Consider the following 17,785-nt stretch of genomic DNA (forward strand, 5'->3'; position numbering starts at 1 on the left):
AACGATGCATAACAGTAAAAGCTGTAACATCAAGCATTTGATTCACTGTGAAATCAAATGACAGTTGCCTTTAAGTAACTAGTAGAAAAGTCCAAATTTTTAAATAAAACTAGAACACACGTTCTGTTTTGTGCTATACTATAGACAACCCTCTAGTGAAAGGGGGTGGAGAATATGGAAGTGGTGCTAACTTTTGTTGCATTAGCAGGAAGCGTTGCCGTTGCTTGTATTAACTTGACTACGGCGATCTTAAACATGAGAAGACACAAAAAAAAGGATCATCGCTCTGCCAAGCGACGATCCGAGTAAAACCACATGAGTGTGAGGGAGACCTCGCACTCACTCCATATTCTACTTTTATTATACAAGAATTATGAGCGAAATGTAAACGAATTTTATTTGAATATGTAGAAGTTGTCAGACAACGTCTTGAATCGTTGCTTCGATTGTTGGGTAACGGAAGGCATATCCAGCCTGTAGTAAACGTTCAGGCAATACCCAGCGACTCTTTAGTATTAACTCGGTTTCTGTTCGCAGAAATATTGCACCTATTTCAAGTAAGGGCGCAGGTGCTGGTAATCCAAAAGGTCGATTAAGATGATGTCGAAGTACCCGCATCAAGTGTTCGTTTTTAACCGGATGAGGAGCAGAGCAATTGAATACACCTTCCAATGCTGGATGATCCCGCATAAATAAGACAATTTGAAATAAATCTTCTATATGGATAAAACTGAACATCTGTTTTCCATTTCCTTGGATCCCACCGAGGCCAAACTTCACCAAGTTCATGTAGGGCGTCATGACACCGCCGTTAGGTCCTAATACGATGGCAATCCTTAGAGCAACCTGTCGCGTTGCGGGTAATGAACATTGAAAAAAAGATTGCTCCCATTTCGAAGCGACATCGACGGAAAAGCCTGTCCCGATTTCACCGTCAGTTTCTGTCATTGGCCGATCGTCTGCATGTCGGTAGATGGTAGCAGTACTAGCATTAATCCATAATGCTGGCGGTTTTTCGCATGACTTTACGGCATCCCCTAATAATTTAGTTGTGCCAGTACGTGAATGAAGAATTTCTTGTTTATTCTGTTCATTGTAACGGCAATTGACCGATTTTCCGGCTAAGTTTATAACCATTTCCGCCCCTTCTAATGCGTCGACGATGGCGTGATGTTTATTCCAAGGAATCGCAGGGGCTTTCCTTGCGATCACAATCACCTGATAACCAAGCTCCATTAATTTATCTCGGAAATAATTGCCGATAAATCCTGTTCCCCCTGCCAGTACTATCTTTTTTGCCATCACAATCGCTCCCCTTTTTTTCCAGACTTTTACTCAATCATACCAAAAAGTAAAGCATTGTTAAATTTTTCTGACATTTGTTGCTACTTTTGTTACACTAATAATTAACGATGTATACGAAAGAACCGATTAGCAGTACGATAGAACGGAGATGACAGAATTGAAAAAAGCGTTAATCAATATTGATTATACCAACGATTTCGTGGCAGAAGACGGTGCTTTAACTTGTGGTCCTCCTGGTCAAGTGATTGAGGATAAGATTTCTCTTATTACCGAAGAGTTTGTGAAGGATAACACATTCACTGTATTTGCAGTAGATTTGCATGATCAAGCAGATCCTTATCATCCGGAAGCAAAACTTTTTCCTCCTCATAATTTGAAAGGAAGTAAGGGGCGGGAGTTGTTTGGAAGTCTTCAGACTGTTTATCAGAAGTATGAAAATAACGAACATGTATATTATATAGATAAAACGAGGTATTCTGCTTTTACAGGAACCGATTTAGAGATTAAACTAATAGAAAGAGGAATTCAAGAGGTGCATCTTGTCGGGGTATGTACTGATATTTGTGTCCTGCATACAGCAGTTGATGCGTATAACAAAGGATTTCAAATTGTTGTGTACAAAGATGCCGTTGCATCATTTAATCAGGCAGGACACGAATGGGCACTTGGACATTTTGAGCAATCATTAGGTGCAAAGGTGATAGAATTTGGAGGAAGACAATCATGACTTACGAAGACGATAGTTTAATGCTTCATACGGATCTGTATCAAGTAAATATGGCAGAAACCTATTGGCGTGACGGAAAAGCAGGACAGAAGGCAGTATTTGAGTTGTATTTTCGCAAGCTTCCTTTTGATAATGGTTATGCTGTATTCGCCGGTTTAGATCGCGTGTTGGACTTTATCGAAAATTTTGGCTTTACGGAAAGTGATTTAACGTATCTGAAGGAAATTGGCGGGTATGAGGACGATTTTCTCGATTACTTACGTAACTTAAAATTTACTGGCACGATCAAATCCATGAAAGAAGGGGAGGTTGTGTTTGCAAATGAACCGTTAATGCGAATTGAGGCGCCATTAGCAGAAGCACAATTAATCGAAACCCCCTTACTTAACATTGTGAACTATCAAACATTAATCGCAACGAAGGCAGCGCGGATTAAATATGTTGTCGGAAATAGTACGGTAATGGAATTTGGTACGCGTAGGGCACATGAAATGGATGCAGCGATTTGGGGAACAAGAGCTGCCTATATTGGCGGTTTTTCAGCGACAAGTAATGTGCGTGCTGGTAAATTATTCGGGATTCCCATTGCAGGAACACATGCGCATGCGATGGTGCAGGCTTATCGGGATGATTATATTGCGTTCAAGAAATATGCCAGTACACATAAGGATTGCGTCTTCCTGGTAGATACGTATGATACGTTGCGCTCAGGTGTGCCGAACGCGATTAAGGTGGCAAAAGAATTCGGAGATAAAATTAATTTTAAAGGAATTCGCCTTGATAGTGGGGACATGGCATATTTATCAAAGAAAGCGCGCAAAATGTTAGATGATGCAGGGTTTACCGAAGCAGAGATTATCGCTTCCAATGACCTGGATGAATATACGATTCTTAACTTGCAAGCGCAAGGGGCAGTCATTGATATTTATGGAATTGGCACCAAGCTGATTACTGCCTATGATCAAGCTGCATTAGGTGGCGTTTATAAGCTGGTGGCGATTGAAGAAGAGGATAAAATGATTGATACGATTAAGATTTCGGCAAATCCAGAGAAGGTCACCACTCCAGGCAGTAAGCGCGTATATCGGATTGTTAATAATGAAACTGGCTATTCGGAAGGCGACTATATTGCATTGGAGCAGGAAGATCCTCAATCACAAGAACGTTTGAAAATGTTCCATCCGGTGCATACATATATTAGTAAGTTTGTGACCAATTTCACGGCAGTTAATTTGCACGAGGATGTTGTAGTAAATGGTGAGATTAAATATAGAAGTCCATCGTTAGAGGCTATACAGAATTACACTACGCAGAATATGAACCTGCTTTGGGAAGAATACAAACGAACAATGAAGCCGGAGGAGTATCCTGTTGATTTAAGTGAAGCTTGCTGGGAAAATAAAATGAAATTAATCCGAGATATTAAGCAGAAGGTCAAGGAAAAGGTTGAATAATGGAAGGAGATTGTGATGCATACATTACAAGAAGAAATTATTAAAACATTAAAAGTACAGCCGACCATTGAGCCACAGGCGGAATTTCGCCGCAGTGTCGATTTTGTTAAAGCATATTTAAAGAAGCATTCTTTCTTAAAAAGTGCCGTATTGGGGATATCTGGTGGTCAGGATTCTACACTTGCGGGCTATATATGCCAGACAGCCATTAATGAATTAAATGAAGAAAATAAGGGTGCCAATTACGAATTCATTGCTGTGCGACTACCTTATGGTGAACAAGCTGATGAAGAAGATTGTAAAGATGCCATAGCATTTATTCAGCCGAGCAGAGTAGCGCGTGTGAACATTAAAGATGCTGTTGATGCGAGTGAAAAAGCAGTAGAAAAAGCAATAGGCGATATCAGTGAGTTTGTGAAGGGAAATACGAAAGCGCGTGAACGTATGAAGGTACAGTATGATATTGCAGCTGCTACAAGTGGAGTCGTAGTGGGAACAGACCATGCCGCAGAAGCTATTACCGGCTTTTTTACCAAATATGGTGATGGAGCTGCAGATATTCTGCCTCTATATCGATTGAACAAAAGACAAGGGAAATCGATGCTGAAGATGCTGGGCTGTCCAGAGCATTTATATCAAAAAATGCCAACTGCTGACTTAGAAACAGACAAACCACAATTGCCTGATGAAGAAGCATTAGGAGTAACGTATGATGCGATTGATGATTATTTAGAAGGTAAAGAAGTAGCCGAAAACGATGCCAAGACCATTGAAAATTGGTATTTAAAAACTCGTCATAAACGAGAAGAACCAATTACTGTATTCGATGATTGGTGGAAATAAAACAGATAGGAGCTGTCTGGTGAATAAAAGTGGGGCAGCTCTTTTGTTTGATTTTCACTGCCTTTGTCTGATATATTTACCACAATAATGATTCGTAATTGATCATTATTTCTTTGTGAAATAATTGAACCAGATAGTAATATTAATTTGTCTCGAATTCGAAATAATTTTTGTCTTATAAAGGAGATGAGCGGATGAATGGCTTAAAAGGCATGCATCACGTCACAGCTATTACCAGCAGCGCTGAAGAGAATTATAAATTCTTCACCTATGTATTAGGGATGCGTTTAGTGAAGAAAACTGTTAATCAAGATGATATTCAAACCTATCACTTATTTTTTGCGGATGATAAAGGCAGTCCAGGAACCGACATGACATTTTTCGATTTCCCTGGTATTCCTAAAGGGATGCACGGTACAAATGAGATTTATCGTACAGCCTTTCGAGTACCATCAGATGAGGCGCTCGATTACTGGCTAAAGCGATTTGATCGTTTAGAGGTAGAGCACGATGGTATTCAGGAGCAATTTGGCAAGAAAGTATTATCCTTCGTCGATTTTGACGATCAGCAGTATCAATTAATCTCTGATCAGAATAATGAAGGTGTCGCTTCTGGAACACCTTGGCAGGACGGTCCAATACCCCTGGAATATGCCATTACAGGATTAGGCCCAATTTTCGTCCGAATCCAGGATTATAAGTATTTTCGTCAGGTAATGGAGAAGGTATTATTGTTTAAGGAAATTGATAATTCCGGCAGCTTCCATCTGTTCGAAGTGGGAGAAGGCGGAAATGGCGCGCAAGTAATCGTCGAAGAAAATAAGGAATTACCGATGGCAAGACAAGGTTATGGAACTGTTCATCATGCTGCATTCCGTATCGACGATGTTGAAACATTACACGAATGGGATCAGCATTACCGTCGTTTCGGTTTCCAGACATCTGGTTATGTTGACCGATTCTTCTTTCAATCATTATATACCAGAGTGGCTCCCCAAATTTTATTTGAATTGGCAACAGACGGTCCAGGATTCATGGGGGATGAACCTTACGAAACCTTAGGCGAAAAACTTTCGTTACCACCATTTCTTGAGGATAAGAGGAAAGAAATTGAAAGTATGGTCCGTCATATTGATACAGTGAGAAGCAGTAAGGATATAATTAAAGAATATATGGAATAAGATCTGACCAAGTACTATTACTTGGTCTTTTTTTCGGTGGGTAATTTTGGCAATGAAGAAGCATGACGTAGTGAAATTTAGAATGTGCTAAGTATAAGAAAAACGATGGGACTCGCTAATAGACGAGGCAGATGCAGATTTTTTCTAATCAGATAAGAATATGAAGTTGAGTTCCTATAATATGGATTATGTAAACTAGCAGCTTAGTGGTCATTTTGAAAAATATGTGTGGTATGATACCGCTCCGTCCAACCACTCCGCGTCCTGCGGGGCACGGCTGGAGCTAGGCTACTACTTGCGTTACTTCATTGCTGCCTTGCACCGAGGAAGCCTACTTCGAAGCGTTACCAGAAGACGCAGGTGCAGACGTTGTGGATCTCCAGCACCTGCACAATCCCGCGGGAGTCTCCGTGGTTGGCCTACGCTGATGTATAGCTCCACAATTTATGCGACAGCTAGGATATGAAGCACTATCTGCAAGATTTACACCATAATTGATGAGATACATTCCTAGCACGACTGCTTTTTGCTGTTACATAATTTGTAGCACTTCCCTCAAGCGTAGGAAATAGGCGGAGACTCCCGTAGAATCCGCGCGAGCTGAAGATCCACTTCATTTGTGCCTGTGTCTGCAAGCATTGCTTCGAAGTGGGCTTCCTCGGCACAAGGCAGCACAGATGCTTTTCAAGTAGTAGCCTAGCTGAAGCCGTGCCCACAGGACGCGGAGCCTATTTCCGGAGCTTTGCAACGCAGATAAAATATTTCAAAATGACCGTTTTGCCATATAGCATTAGTTTACATAATCCATATTATGGGTAGTTGTATATGATTTTATTAGTTAGGACCGGGTGAAATTACCCGGTTTTTCGTATTTAAACCTGTTCAGAAACGGTCCATCATGTAATTATTCAAAAAAAGTCAAATAAATAAAAAAAGTATTATTGCAGTAATTTAGGAAAACGGATACCTTTTATAAAAGGGCATTGTTATAGATTAGAATTCTTTTCATGACAGTTCATTTTTTGTCTTATTTCAGGTAAGGGAAGTGTTAATGTGGAGATTAATGGAATATGGGGCGTTTTTTATGCCATTTCCAGATGGTTAACACAGGTTGTTGTAGCAAATTTATTATGGTTTGTTTTCAATTTGCCTGTCATTATCGTAATGTTCAACATATTAATGGTTCGATATACTGGTGAATTAATTTTGTTTGGTCTTTTATTAGTGATGGTGTTACCCCTTGTTTTTTTTCCGGCGACAGTAGCGTTATTTGCGGTGATGCGGGGATGGATAATGGATAAAGATATGCATTTGTTTAGTAGCTATTGGCGATATTATAAAGCTAATTACAAGCGAAGTGCAAAGGGAGGCTGTTTCGTTACACTAATTTGGAGTTGTTTAATTCTTAATTTCTTTCTAATACAAATTAATGATTTAGCAATGCTAACGTATTTGTTTTATGTTGTTGCCTTTATTATCTTTGTGTTCAGTATTCACTATTTTTCTTTAATTGTTCATTACCAATCCACCACTTTTAGCGATTTGAAAAATGCGATGCTGTTGACTTTGATTAATCCCATTCTAACTATTGAAATATTGATTGTTAGTGGGTTGTCTTTTTATTTGGCATTGAACTTTTTTTCCTTTGCCTTTCCCTTCTTTATTGGTTCAGTCATTGCGTATGTTTCTTTTCTCGGGTTTTATCGTTATTTGACGAAAATAGACGTAACGAATAACCAGCGGGAAATTCATATAACTAAATGAAGTATTTAAAAAAAGGCTGTGATTCTTATATTAGAATCGCTGCTTTTTTTGTAAGTAAAGAAAGCATATAAGTACAGTCGTAGAAGTAATCATGCTGAATAGGAAGATAGGTTCCTATAATTTGGATTATGTCAACTAGCCATCGCTGCCAAGCATCCATATTGAGATATTTAATGTGCTGGGATACCGCTTCGGCCAACCACTCCGCGTCCTGCGGGGCACGGCTGAAGCTAACTTTGTGAAGAAGATCGTTTCACAAAGTGGATCTTCAGCGCCTGCATAATCCCGCGGGAGTCTCCGTGGTTGGCCTACGCTAGAATGTTTGCTCTACAACTTTTGGAATTGCTAGCATATTGATTGCGCCATAAATATCTGCTTTTGAATAACATTATGCCTAGAACCACTGCTTTTACCTGTTCCATACGTTGTAGAACTTCCCTAGAGCGTAAGAAATAGGCGGAGACTCCCGTGGAATCAGCGCGAGCTGAAGATCCATTTATGAAAGAAAAGAAGTTTCTTTCATAAATTAGCTGAAGCCGTGCCCACAGGACGCGGAGCCTATTTCCGGAGCTTTGCAACGCAGATAAAATATTTCAAAATGACCGTTTTGCCATATAGCCTTAGTTGACATAATCCATATTATAGGTCCCTTTAATACGGATTATGTTAGCTAGCCATTGCTTGCCGAACAAGATGCTGTTCAAGTAGTAGCCTAACTCAAACCGAACATACAGAGCGCGTAGCAATTTTAGGAACTTAGCTAAGAAAGATAATCCATATTATAAACAGATTTATATATGTAAGATGATTAGGACAGGAAGGGGGAGCCTCTTGTTCCTTGATCAGGAAACATAACTTGATTAATATTTGGAATGGATGTAAGTGTTGATATAACAAGGATTTGTTTAAAAAAGTCAAACAAATCAAAAATGTACTAGTGCTGTATTCATAAGAATAAAAAGAATCTTATTGCAGGAAAATTTGATAACGTTTACATTTAGTTCAAGCTTCATTTTGACTTGTTGTCTTAGAAGAATTATTTGCTAAACATATTAATAAAATTTTGGAAAGTGAAGGAAGTGATAGAGTGGAAAACACAAAAACATTAAAAGACAACCCATATCGTACACAAAAGAAGTCACCTGGTAAAATTAAAAAGTTATTTTCCCAAATAGCAAGGGATAAATATTTGTATCTACTGGCATTGCCAGGAATTATTTATTTTTTGTTATTTAAATATGTGCCAATGTGGGGAATCACCATTGCATTTAAAGATTTCTCACCTTTTTTAGGGTATCAGGAAAGTCCATGGGTCGGATGGGAGCATTTCATTAGGTTATTTTCCGGAAATGATTTCTTACTTTTGCTAAGGAATACATTAGCAATCAGCTTTCTTAATTTATTGTTCTTTTTTCCGTTGCCCATTATTTTATCCATCTTATTAAATGAAGTGCGGAATCAGTTTTATAAAAAAACCGTTCAATCTATTGTTTACTTGCCGCATTTTCTATCATGGGTAATTATTGCTAGTTTGACGTTCATGCTTTTATCGAAGTCTGAAGGTGTTGTGAATCAATTGTTTGTGTTCTTTGGTTTAGAGAAATTCGACTTCTTAACTAATTCCGACATTTTTTGGTTTCTATTAACGGGACAATCAATCTGGAAAGAGGCAGGATGGGGAACTATTATATTTTTAGCAGCTATTGCAGGTGTAAATACTGAATTATATGAAGCAGCTAAAATAGATGGGGCTAACCGTTTCCGACAAATATGGCACGTAACCTTACCTGCAATTAGAAACGTTATTATCATTCTTCTGATCCTGCGATTAGGAGATGTAATGGAAGTAGGTTTTGAGCAAGTCTTCTTAATGTACAATGGAGCAGTATCTCAAGTTGCGGAAGTTTTTGATACATATGTGTATCGAGTGGGGATACAGCAGGGTCAATTTAGCTACAGTACGGCTGTCGGTTTATTTAAATCACTTGTTGGTCTGATTCTGGTTGTCGTAGCTAACAAAATGGCGAAACGTTTTGGAGATGAAGGGATTTATTAACAAAGAGGAGAGATTACATGATTGGTAAGAGTTTAGGTGATAGAGTATTTGATGTCTCTAACTTAATTTTTTTAGGAATTATCGGGATTGTGACAGTGTTTCCTATCTATTATGTAGTAGTTGTTTCATTTACAGATCCGATGGAATATCTACAGAAAGACATCGTGTTATTTCCTGAGAATTGGTCGTTTGCTTCGTACAATTATTTGTTATCTTCGGGAGCTTTTGTCCAGTCGCTAGGTGTGAGTACCTTTTTAACGGTAGTTGGGACTGCGATCAGTTTAGTTATTACATCTTCCTTTGCCTACGCACTTTCGAGAAAAAAGTTCAAAGGAAGAAGGTTTATTTTACTACTGGTTTTGTTCACTATTTTATTTAACCCAGGGATTATTCCTAATTATCTATTAGTGAAAGAATTAGGATTGATAAATAGTCTATGGTCTGTCATATTAGTTTCTTTATCAAATGGATGGTTTGTTATCCTGATGAAAGGATTTTATGATAGCTTACCAGACACATTAGTCGAAGCAGCAACGATAGATGGATGTAATGATTTCACGGCATGGATTAAGATTATACTGCCATTATCGCTACCATCTATAGCTGCCTTTGGTTTATTCTTTGCTGTGCAATATTGGAATCAATATTTTAATGCATTAATTTATTTAAATGATTCTAGCAAGTGGCCCATACAAGTTCTTTTGCAGAATATGCTAATTGATGCATCAAGTAGTAGTTTAGGTGATGTCGATCCACTTTTACAGCCGCCGCCAAGCGAAACATTAAAAATGGCAGCTGTAGTTATTGCGATTGTACCAATCCTTATGATATATCCATTCCTACAAAAACATTTTGCTAAAGGAGTGATGATAGGTTCGATAAAAGAGTAGTCAGGATTGGTATATGATAAACTATACATTATTCAGGAGGGGTTAGTTATGTTAAAGAAGTTTCTGGTATTGATGAGTGTTCTGTTATTATCTATATTAGCTGCGTGTAGCGGAAGTGATGAGGAAAGTAGTGGAAATAATGGTAACAGTGAAGAAGGTGGATCTGATACAACGGAAGTTAGAATCATGAGTCACTTCTTCAGTCCGACGCCACCTGAACAAGAGGGTGAATTAGAGCAAGCAATTGAAGAAGGAACTAATACCGATTTAACCATTGAGTGGGTGTCAGCTAATAATTATGGAGAGAAATTTAATGTAATGTTAGCTTCAGGCGATTTGCCAGATTTAATGTTAGTTCCGGACCCGTTTGATCCTGTGTTCCGCCAAGCTGCTCAGCAAGGTGCCTTCTGGGATGTATCACCTTATATTGATGATTATCCAAACATAAAAGAAGGAATTAGTGATATCGCTTGGGAATTAACCAGTATTGATGGTGCAAACTATAGCATTCCGCGTCCGAGGCCTCATAGCCGTCAAGCTAAGAAAAAACAAAAAAACCTTCATAAATTAATCTGTTATTTTAAAACAATTTTTTAAATATATTTCCAGTTATTAGCGTTTGGATGCACGGGTAACTTATCCTGTTTTTTAAATTTTTCTATGCCATATGAAATGTTTTTTTGTATGTTTTATATAGAATATCTCTCATACTCTTTTGCTGATTTCGCCGTTCTTTTTCACCATGCTTACAAATATTTTCATAGATGTTTTTTATGATACTTTGAAGGTAAGAAAAGCTAAAAATGGGTCGATCTTTTGCGCTTATAATAGCGTTTTTCGCTTCATCAATACACTTGTACTCACTCGCCTCAAACGCCTTCTCTTGATAAAGATAATTACGACACTGAAACGCGATCATAGAAGAAAGCAGGATATGAATGAGGGTACCATATAAATGGCATTCGAATCGCTCTGATTTTACGGCCCGCACATCATCTATGTCAAATAGAGATTTCCACGTTTTAAACAGAATCTCGATTTGCCAACGTAATGAATAAATAGGATAGAGATCTTGCGCATCCAATTGTTCCTGTGTTACATTGGTGGCAAGGATTTGAATATGAGTTCTTTTGTTGGCAGATGGGGTTTTGGCCCCTTTCTGCCTTCTTCTTTTTAAATAAACCTCTCGTTGACGTTGCTCTTTCTTGGTTAGTTTCTGCACAACCACTCGTGATAGACAGGTATTCTTGCCTTTCTTCCCGATTTGAATCCACCCATAATCGATTCTTTCTCCTGGCTTCAAGTGCTCGCCATCTTCTTCTGGATGTAGTTTAACCTTTTCTCCTTCTTCATTCCACGTCCAAAACGTCTGATTAGCTGGCACTCGTGTGATATAATATCCTTGATTTTTGTCTATATTTTTCAGGTGTTCCCCTGAAAAATAACCCAAGTCTCGTAGGACAAGGTCTCCTTTCTCAATGGTTTCTTCTAATTCACGTGCTGCTTCTTGATCACTGTCCATTAAATCATATAATAATGCATGCATAAATCTCCCTTGATACAGTTCATATTCCAATTGTATTTTGGTGCCATCTGGATAAGAAGAATCATGCTTAGGCGTGCTAATAGAGGTAGCATCCAATATACGTATGCGGGAAAATAAACGATCCAAATCGAATGGAATGCTCACCAGATTTTGTTGGGCAGCTAATTGAAAAAACATTTCTCGTAAAAAGACAACACTTTCCTTGGTAAAACGTTGGTCTAATGCTTGTTTCGACAATTGTGTGCCTGATGATAATCGCGACATGGCTGAACATAAGTCACGCAAACTACTCCCGCCAACTGTTTGATTCAAAAACGCACTGATAATTAAAAATTCTTCCGCTTTTAATTTACCTTGTCGTTCTATGAAACCCGTTTTTCGCGCTAACTCCCGAATTTTTGATACAGATAACACTTTATGTATTGCTTCAACAAATGGCTGTATAACTTTCGTAAATGACATAGAAAGATCCCTCCATCTAGTATATTCCGTCCGTTAGAGTACAGCATTTTTCGTTTTTCGAAAACCATAATGCTTAGCTTGACGGCTATGGTCCGAGGCCTTCTGAAGGAGATACATTTTTTGTATTAAGAAAAGACTGGCTGGATAATGTTGGGCTGGACGTACCGGAAACATCAGATGAATTATACGAAGTGTTGAAAGCCTTTACAAACGAAGACCCTGATCAAAACGGTGAAGACGATACGAGGGGATTAGCGGGTTATGTAGGAGCAACAGGAATGGGCAATTTAAATGTGATGGAACAAATCTATACCGGAGCAACAGGTCCATGGAAAGATGTAGATGGCGAATTGATACACACTGCATTACTACCGGAATCAAAAGAAGCGTTGGAATTTTTAAAAAATGCATATGATGATGGACTAATTCCAGAAGATTTCGCTTCTTTACAAGTAAGTCAAACACAAGATATGTTCAAAAGTGGCGAAGCGGGAATGATAAGTGAAAAAACTGGTACGTTCCAAGAGTATTATGATGCATTAAAGACTACTACATCTGACTTGGAGATGACAGATTTGTATCCTGTAACACAGATTAATGGCTATAACCCAAAAGGACCAGGGTTCTCGGGAGCAAATGCTATTCCGAAAAGTGTTTCGGAGGATAAAATGAAAGATATTCTACAAATGATAAATGATTGGATGGCAGATGACGTATTTAAACTGCACAGAGAAGGAATCGAAGGGATTCACCATACCGTAGAAAATGGTGAAGTTGTTATTGACACTGAAAAAGCACAGGAAGACTCTATAGGAGACTTTAATCAGATCGTATATGTGGCTGATAAGTATGCAAGCACTGTGAAACCAACTTTTCCGGAAGAAGCTCAAGAATTATACGCTAAGATTCAAGATGAAAGAGAAGCAACTAGTGTAGCTGATGTCAGTCTTGGTCTATATTCTGAAACGGCACAAACATATATGCCGGAATTAGAAAAGCGTATTCAAGATTTGAAAACAAAGATTATACTAGGATCAGAGTCATTGGATGCTTGGGATAGCTTTGTGGAAGATTTAAAGCAAGATCCTGATTTTCAAGCAATGACGGAAGAAATAAATGAAGCCCTTCAAAATCGATAATCAAATATAATCTGTGGAAAATCTCTCTGCTATAGTCTGGCGGAGAGATTTTTTGTACAATAACGTTATAGAGTAATACACGGAAAAGAAAAGGAGGTCCGTATTATTGAAAAAAATGATGCAAAGATATTTTTCGAAAGCTGCAGGGTTGCTCATTAACAAAAATTATCGTAAAAATTTGATTATTTTTCTATTAGTGACAAGTTTGCCAGGCATTATCTTAAGTATTATATTATTTGTTGTGAGTAAATCACAAATGGAAGATGAATTACATGAGGTACACGAGAATTATTTAGGGAAAACAGTCGAAACGATTGATGAACAGCTAACAAATGTAGAATTATTACTTGGAAGTTGGGTGTCGGATACAAATTTTATCCAAACCTTTCACGAAATTGATGTCATTCATGAGTATCAACGGGTTCGTCAAATGTATAAAATGCTTGTTATTATGGAAGGTTCTAATCCTTTAATCGGAAGAGTTGAATTATTCATTGATAAAAATAATCCTATAGTATTTACTAAAAATGGCTATAAAAAACTAGAAGAGAAAGACGAAAAGGAAACATACAGAAATATTTTTGAAGATTCATCAAGTAATATTTTTTGGACGTCTAAGCTAAACACGATTCAATCAAATTATTCAGAAGATTATGCACCAATAAAATTAGTTCATAAGATTCCTGTGTTTAACTCTAGTGATACAGCTTATGCTATCGTTTTTTTAGATATAGATATTTTTTCTGAATTAATAAAATCTCCATACGAAGATGGCTCTGTTTTTCTGCAAAGAACGGATGCTGAGTGGGCTTTTACCGAGGATAAGAGAACAACATTAAATAATATTGAAAATGGTGTTCTAGACAAGGTTAATCAAAGCAGTCTTCCTAATGATACATTTGATATGGATTGGGGAGAGCATACATACACCGTAACATATGACACCATTCCAAGACTTCAGGAGGATTGGAAGTATATTTCAATCGCTCCTTTGTCAGCGGTTACACAGCCTGTGTTGATTATTTCAAAAATATTCTTAATCGTAAGCATTTGTATGTTAGGGCTTGCCATCATTCTAGCAGTATTTGTTTCTAATAAATTATATGCACCGATTAGAAATCTAATGGGCAAGGTGAAGGCAGGTAAATCAGGTACAGCTAATGAATTTGAAATGATAGAGAATGAATGGAATTCTCTATCCGCAGAGAGTGAACAACTTCACCGTAGAATAACGAAACAATTTCCTTATTTAAGACAAGGATTCCTTATACAATTAATACAGGGCTTTTTTAATGGTTATCAAGAAAGGATTTTAATAGAGCGGATGGAACACTTCGGCTGGCAGCTGAAGGATCAATACTTTAGCTTGATGTACATTCAACTTTTTGGGTTTTCTAACATTAAAGACAAATTTGATGAAGATGAAGGGTTGATTACGTTTATAGCAAGCAATATTATGGAGGAATTGATAAAGGAATATCAAATTCAAGCAGATGTCATCAATTTTCATAATTTAACCTTGGGTGTATTTATTATTTCTGAAGAGAATAAATCATACCGTCATTTAAAAGAAGAACTGGGAATGATTAATAATACACTTATTAAATATATGAATGAAAAATTCAATATGGATGTTTCGATTGGTATAAGTCGAAAGACGGAGCACATTAAGCAAATATATCAAAATTTTGAGGAAACTAAAAGTGCATTAAGCTTTCGAAATGTTCATGAAAATAATCAAATAATCGAAATTGACAATGTTAATGAATTAAACAGAGAAAGCCAAAGTATGGAGTATCCTTTTGATATAGAGAAACAAATTTTACATGCAATCCGATTACGAGATAAAGAGGAAGCGAAAACCCTCATTACAGAATTTTTTTATAAACTTTCTTCGGTGGACATGTCAGAAGCTGTTTATAAACAATGTGCGTTCCAATTATTAGGATCTATATTACAAATTGCTATCCAATCAGGACTAATGCATGAAGTTGTTAATGAGAGTTCAAACCTTTATCAGAAATTAAATGAAATTAAGGATATGAATGAAATGGATCAATGGTTCAAAGTCCATCTTATTGATCCTATGATTTCAGAGCTTTCTAGTAAGAAAAATCAACGACTCCAAATCATTGTAGAGAAAGTAATGCATTATATAGAAGGAAATTATATGAAAGACGTATCATTGGAAGAGTGTGCGGAATTTGTGAAATTAAATCCATCGATACTAAGTAAGTTATTTAAAGATATAACTGGTTGGAATTTCATTGATTATATAACCAATATCCGTCTAAATAAGGGGAAAGAGTTGTTGATAGAAACCGATATGAAAATAAATGAGATTGCTGAAAATATTGGATATAAACATAGTTATTTTAATAGATTATTTAAGAGAAACGAAGGAATCACGCCATCTGAATATCGGAAACAAAGTAGAAAGGATGTTCTGAATTAAAGGAAGGGTCAAATGAGGATTCCACTAGGTAGAAGCAATAGATAGGTTAATCTTTACTATAATTTAACAACTCCCAAATATAGACATAATATCTATTTGTTAGGTTAGACATGAAAGCTAATCTATCAATGGGAGGAAGAACAATGCTAAAGAAATTGTCCTACTTGTTAATTGTTGTTTTGTGTTTACTCATTGTGTGTTCACCTGTAGTTGATGCGGAAGGTCCATCTGACCCTGCTCCGGAGATTGATGCGATTGGGTCAGCAAATGGAATGTCGGTTTTGTTTGATAACACGCACGGGCAAACAGCAGGTGCTGCGGATTGGGTAATTGATGGTGCTTTCTCAGATTTTGCTGATGCGATTGCTGAAGAAGGTTATGATGTGAAGGAATTGCGAAAAGTTGGAAGATTTAGTTTGTCTGATTTAACCCCTTACGATGTTTTTGTTATTCCTGAAGCGAATATTCCGTTTTCTACCCAGGAACAGCAAGCAATGCTAGCTTATGTCGATCAAGGTGGAAGTATATTTTTTATTGCAGATCACTATAATGCAGATCGAAACAAAAACAGATGGGATTCCTCCGAGGTATTTAATGGGTACCGACGAGGTGCTTGGTCAGATCCCGCATTGGGAATGAGTCAGGAAGAAGAGAATTCCTTTTACATGGAGAATGTAACTAGTTCTGACTGGCTGAGTGATAACTTCGGTATGCGAATACGATACAATGCGCTGGGGAACGTGGAATCAGATGTGATAGTTTCTCCGTCTCAGTCATTTGATATTACCAGTAATGTAGGAACGATGACGATGCATGCCGGTTCTACCGTGGCCATTACAGATCCTGCTAAAGCGAAGGGAATTGTCTATATAGAAGATACCAATGCGTCGTGGTCACATGCAGTTGATCAAGGTGTCTATAATGGTGGCGGGGAAGCTGAAGGCCCATATGTAGCAATTGGAAAACACAGCCTAGGAAAAGTAGCCGTAATTGGTGATTCTTCACCAGTTGAAGATATTACGCCAAAGTATAAACGCGAAGAAACAGGCGGGACGAAAACAACTTATAATGGGTTTTATGATCATGACAATCATGTCTTACTTGTTAATTTAATTAATTGGTTAGCAACCCAGGAAAACTATTCATCTTTCGATCAATTAACTGGAATTCATTTAGATCAAACTACAAACTTATTAACTATGGAAAATCCTGCTTCTTCAACAGAACCACAATCAGAGCCATGGGACACACCTGATGCAGGGTATAATTGGTGGGATCACTCTACCTTTGCAGAAGGTTCCTACGGATATTCAGAAAATGATGAACCGACGGACCCAGAAGAGCCAGTTGATGGTGCAACAGAAGATTTTGATTCAGGTAATAAGGCAGCTTATGCAGCGGGAACTGTATTGCTCGAGTCTGGATCATGGACCTTTGATAATGCATTGCTTGGGAAATTATCAACGGATAAGAAATATGGTACACAGTCGGCTCGTATCCGATCCAATGGTTCTATAACGATGAACTTCGATGTAAGTGGCGCAGAGAGTATTAGTTTATCACATGCTAATTTTAACCATGATAGTGGAGCGGAATGGTCATTAGAACAGTCCACTGATGGCGGATCATCTTGGACACATGTAGCAGGTCCATACAGCAGTAGCAGTTCTTTAGCTGAGTCAACGATTCTAACAAATGAAACGAATACAGTACGTTTTCGAATTGTGGTAAGTGGTACTAGTGGAGAACGCATCAATATTGATAATTTTACGATAGCAGAATAAAGCATGGAATTTGCTTAAACAGTAATCTAGTTACAAAAGTCGAACCCAACGAATTTTATGGAATTTCGTAGGAGGTTCGACTTTCTTTTACGGTAGGAACGTATAGAATTTAACAACGACAAGCGCTTGAAGTAGTGAAAATGTAGGGTGTTAGAAGTATGTTCACTTGATCGGCAATT

At 37.7% G+C, this 17,785-nt stretch carries 14 protein-coding genes; 12 read left to right on the forward strand and 2 right to left on the reverse strand.

Annotated elements, in window-relative coordinates; all coding sequences use genetic code 11:
• Positions 1–174 precede the first annotated feature (174 nt).
• A complete protein-coding gene (locus MUN87_RS22325) occupies positions 175–309 on the forward strand; it encodes a hypothetical protein (RefSeq protein ID WP_255840632.1) in 135 nt (44 codons plus the stop codon).
• A gap of 108 nt (positions 310–417) precedes the next feature.
• Here the strand turns inward: MUN87_RS22325 and MUN87_RS15565 are convergent, their stop codons facing one another.
• Positions 418–1,302 (reverse strand): TIGR01777 family oxidoreductase, encoded by an 885-nt coding sequence (locus MUN87_RS15565; protein ID WP_244741507.1) that lies wholly within the window; start codon positions 1,300–1,302, stop codon positions 418–420.
• A 160-nt stretch (positions 1,303–1,462) separates the two neighbouring features.
• Here MUN87_RS15565 and MUN87_RS15570 point away from each other — a divergent pair, with 160 nt between their 5' ends.
• From MUN87_RS15570 to MUN87_RS15605, 8 genes are all read left to right on the forward strand, one after another.
• Positions 1,463–2,032 (forward strand): cysteine hydrolase family protein, encoded by a 570-nt coding sequence (locus MUN87_RS15570; protein ID WP_244741509.1) that lies wholly within the window; start codon positions 1,463–1,465, stop codon positions 2,030–2,032.
• Positions 2,029–3,486 carry a nicotinate phosphoribosyltransferase gene (locus MUN87_RS15575; RefSeq protein ID WP_244741511.1) on the forward strand — a complete coding sequence of 486 codons (1,458 nt, stop codon included), beginning with the start codon at positions 2,029–2,031 and terminating at the stop codon, positions 3,484–3,486. Before MUN87_RS15570 ends, MUN87_RS15575 begins: the two co-directional genes overlap by 4 nt.
• A 15-nt stretch (positions 3,487–3,501) precedes the next feature.
• Positions 3,502–4,329, forward strand: coding sequence for an NAD(+) synthase (nadE, locus tag MUN87_RS15580; RefSeq protein ID WP_244741513.1), 828 nt, complete (start codon positions 3,502–3,504; stop codon positions 4,327–4,329).
• Between the two features lie 194 nt (positions 4,330–4,523).
• Positions 4,524–5,510, forward strand: coding sequence for a ring-cleaving dioxygenase (locus MUN87_RS15585; RefSeq protein WP_244741515.1), 987 nt, complete (start codon positions 4,524–4,526; stop codon positions 5,508–5,510).
• 1,053 nt (positions 5,511–6,563) lie between these two features.
• Complete coding sequence (locus MUN87_RS15590) at positions 6,564–7,274, forward strand: YesL family protein (RefSeq protein WP_244741516.1); 711 nt, start codon at positions 6,564–6,566, stop codon at positions 7,272–7,274.
• Between the two features lie 1,150 nt (positions 7,275–8,424).
• On the forward strand, positions 8,425–9,330 hold the full coding sequence (locus MUN87_RS15595) for an ABC transporter permease (RefSeq protein ID WP_439649672.1): 906 nt from the start codon (positions 8,425–8,427) through the stop codon (positions 9,328–9,330).
• A gap of 17 nt (positions 9,331–9,347) precedes the next feature.
• Complete coding sequence (locus MUN87_RS15600; RefSeq protein ID WP_244741520.1) at positions 9,348–10,220, forward strand: carbohydrate ABC transporter permease; 873 nt, start codon at positions 9,348–9,350, stop codon at positions 10,218–10,220.
• 48 nt (positions 10,221–10,268) lie between these two features.
• Positions 10,269–10,817: an extracellular solute-binding protein gene (locus tag MUN87_RS15605; RefSeq protein ID WP_244741522.1), complete on the forward strand. Its 549-nt coding sequence runs from the start codon at positions 10,269–10,271 to the stop codon at positions 10,815–10,817.
• Between the two features lie 61 nt (positions 10,818–10,878).
• Here MUN87_RS15605 and MUN87_RS15610 read toward each other — a convergent pair whose 3' ends face one another.
• On the reverse strand, positions 10,879–12,228 hold the full coding sequence (locus MUN87_RS15610) for an IS4 family transposase (protein ID WP_244741523.1): 1,350 nt from the start codon (positions 12,226–12,228) through the stop codon (positions 10,879–10,881).
• Between the two features lie 140 nt (positions 12,229–12,368).
• Between MUN87_RS15610 and MUN87_RS15615 the strand changes: the two genes are divergently transcribed.
• The 3 genes from MUN87_RS15615 to MUN87_RS15625 all read left to right on the forward strand — a co-directional run bounded on the left by MUN87_RS15615 (position 12,369) and on the right by MUN87_RS15625 (position 17,606).
• Positions 12,369–13,367, forward strand: a complete 999-nt coding sequence (locus MUN87_RS15615; protein ID WP_369414030.1) for an extracellular solute-binding protein — start codon at positions 12,369–12,371, stop codon at positions 13,365–13,367.
• Between the two features lie 115 nt (positions 13,368–13,482).
• Positions 13,483–15,822, forward strand: coding sequence for a helix-turn-helix transcriptional regulator (locus MUN87_RS15620; RefSeq protein WP_244747981.1), 2,340 nt, complete (start codon positions 13,483–13,485; stop codon positions 15,820–15,822).
• A 143-nt stretch (positions 15,823–15,965) separates the two neighbouring features.
• Positions 15,966–17,606, forward strand: coding sequence for an Ig domain protein group 2 domain protein (locus tag MUN87_RS15625; RefSeq protein WP_369413944.1), 1,641 nt, complete (start codon positions 15,966–15,968; stop codon positions 17,604–17,606).
• Positions 17,607–17,785 lie beyond the last annotated feature (179 nt).

It is taken from the genome of Gracilibacillus salinarum (assembly GCF_022919575.1).
Taxonomy (GTDB): domain Bacteria; phylum Bacillota; class Bacilli; order Bacillales; family Amphibacillaceae; genus Gracilibacillus; species Gracilibacillus salinarum.

What these genes read in the sequence shown, in the direction of transcription:
- MUN87_RS22325 (WP_255840632.1), top strand. Translation starts at nt 175, where the DNA reads ATGGAAGTGGTGCTAACTTTTGTTGCATTAGCAGGAAGCGTTGCCGTT.
- MUN87_RS15565 (WP_244741507.1), bottom strand. Translation starts at nt 1,302, where the DNA reads ATGGCAAAAAAGATAGTACTGGCAGGGGGAACAGGATTTATCGGCAAT.
- MUN87_RS15575 (WP_244741511.1), top strand. Translation starts at nt 2,029, where the DNA reads ATGACTTACGAAGACGATAGTTTAATGCTTCATACGGATCTGTATCAA.
- nadE (WP_244741513.1), top strand. Translation starts at nt 3,502, where the DNA reads ATGCATACATTACAAGAAGAAATTATTAAAACATTAAAAGTACAGCCG.
- MUN87_RS15585 (WP_244741515.1), top strand. Translation starts at nt 4,524, where the DNA reads ATGAATGGCTTAAAAGGCATGCATCACGTCACAGCTATTACCAGCAGC.
- MUN87_RS15600 (WP_244741520.1), top strand. Translation starts at nt 9,348, where the DNA reads ATGATTGGTAAGAGTTTAGGTGATAGAGTATTTGATGTCTCTAACTTA.
- MUN87_RS15605 (WP_244741522.1), top strand. Translation starts at nt 10,269, where the DNA reads ATGTTAAAGAAGTTTCTGGTATTGATGAGTGTTCTGTTATTATCTATA.
- MUN87_RS15610 (WP_244741523.1), bottom strand. Translation starts at nt 12,228, where the DNA reads ATGTCATTTACGAAAGTTATACAGCCATTTGTTGAAGCAATACATAAA.
- MUN87_RS15620 (WP_244747981.1), top strand. Translation starts at nt 13,483, where the DNA reads ATGATGCAAAGATATTTTTCGAAAGCTGCAGGGTTGCTCATTAACAAA.
- MUN87_RS15625 (WP_369413944.1), top strand. Translation starts at nt 15,966, where the DNA reads ATGCTAAAGAAATTGTCCTACTTGTTAATTGTTGTTTTGTGTTTACTC.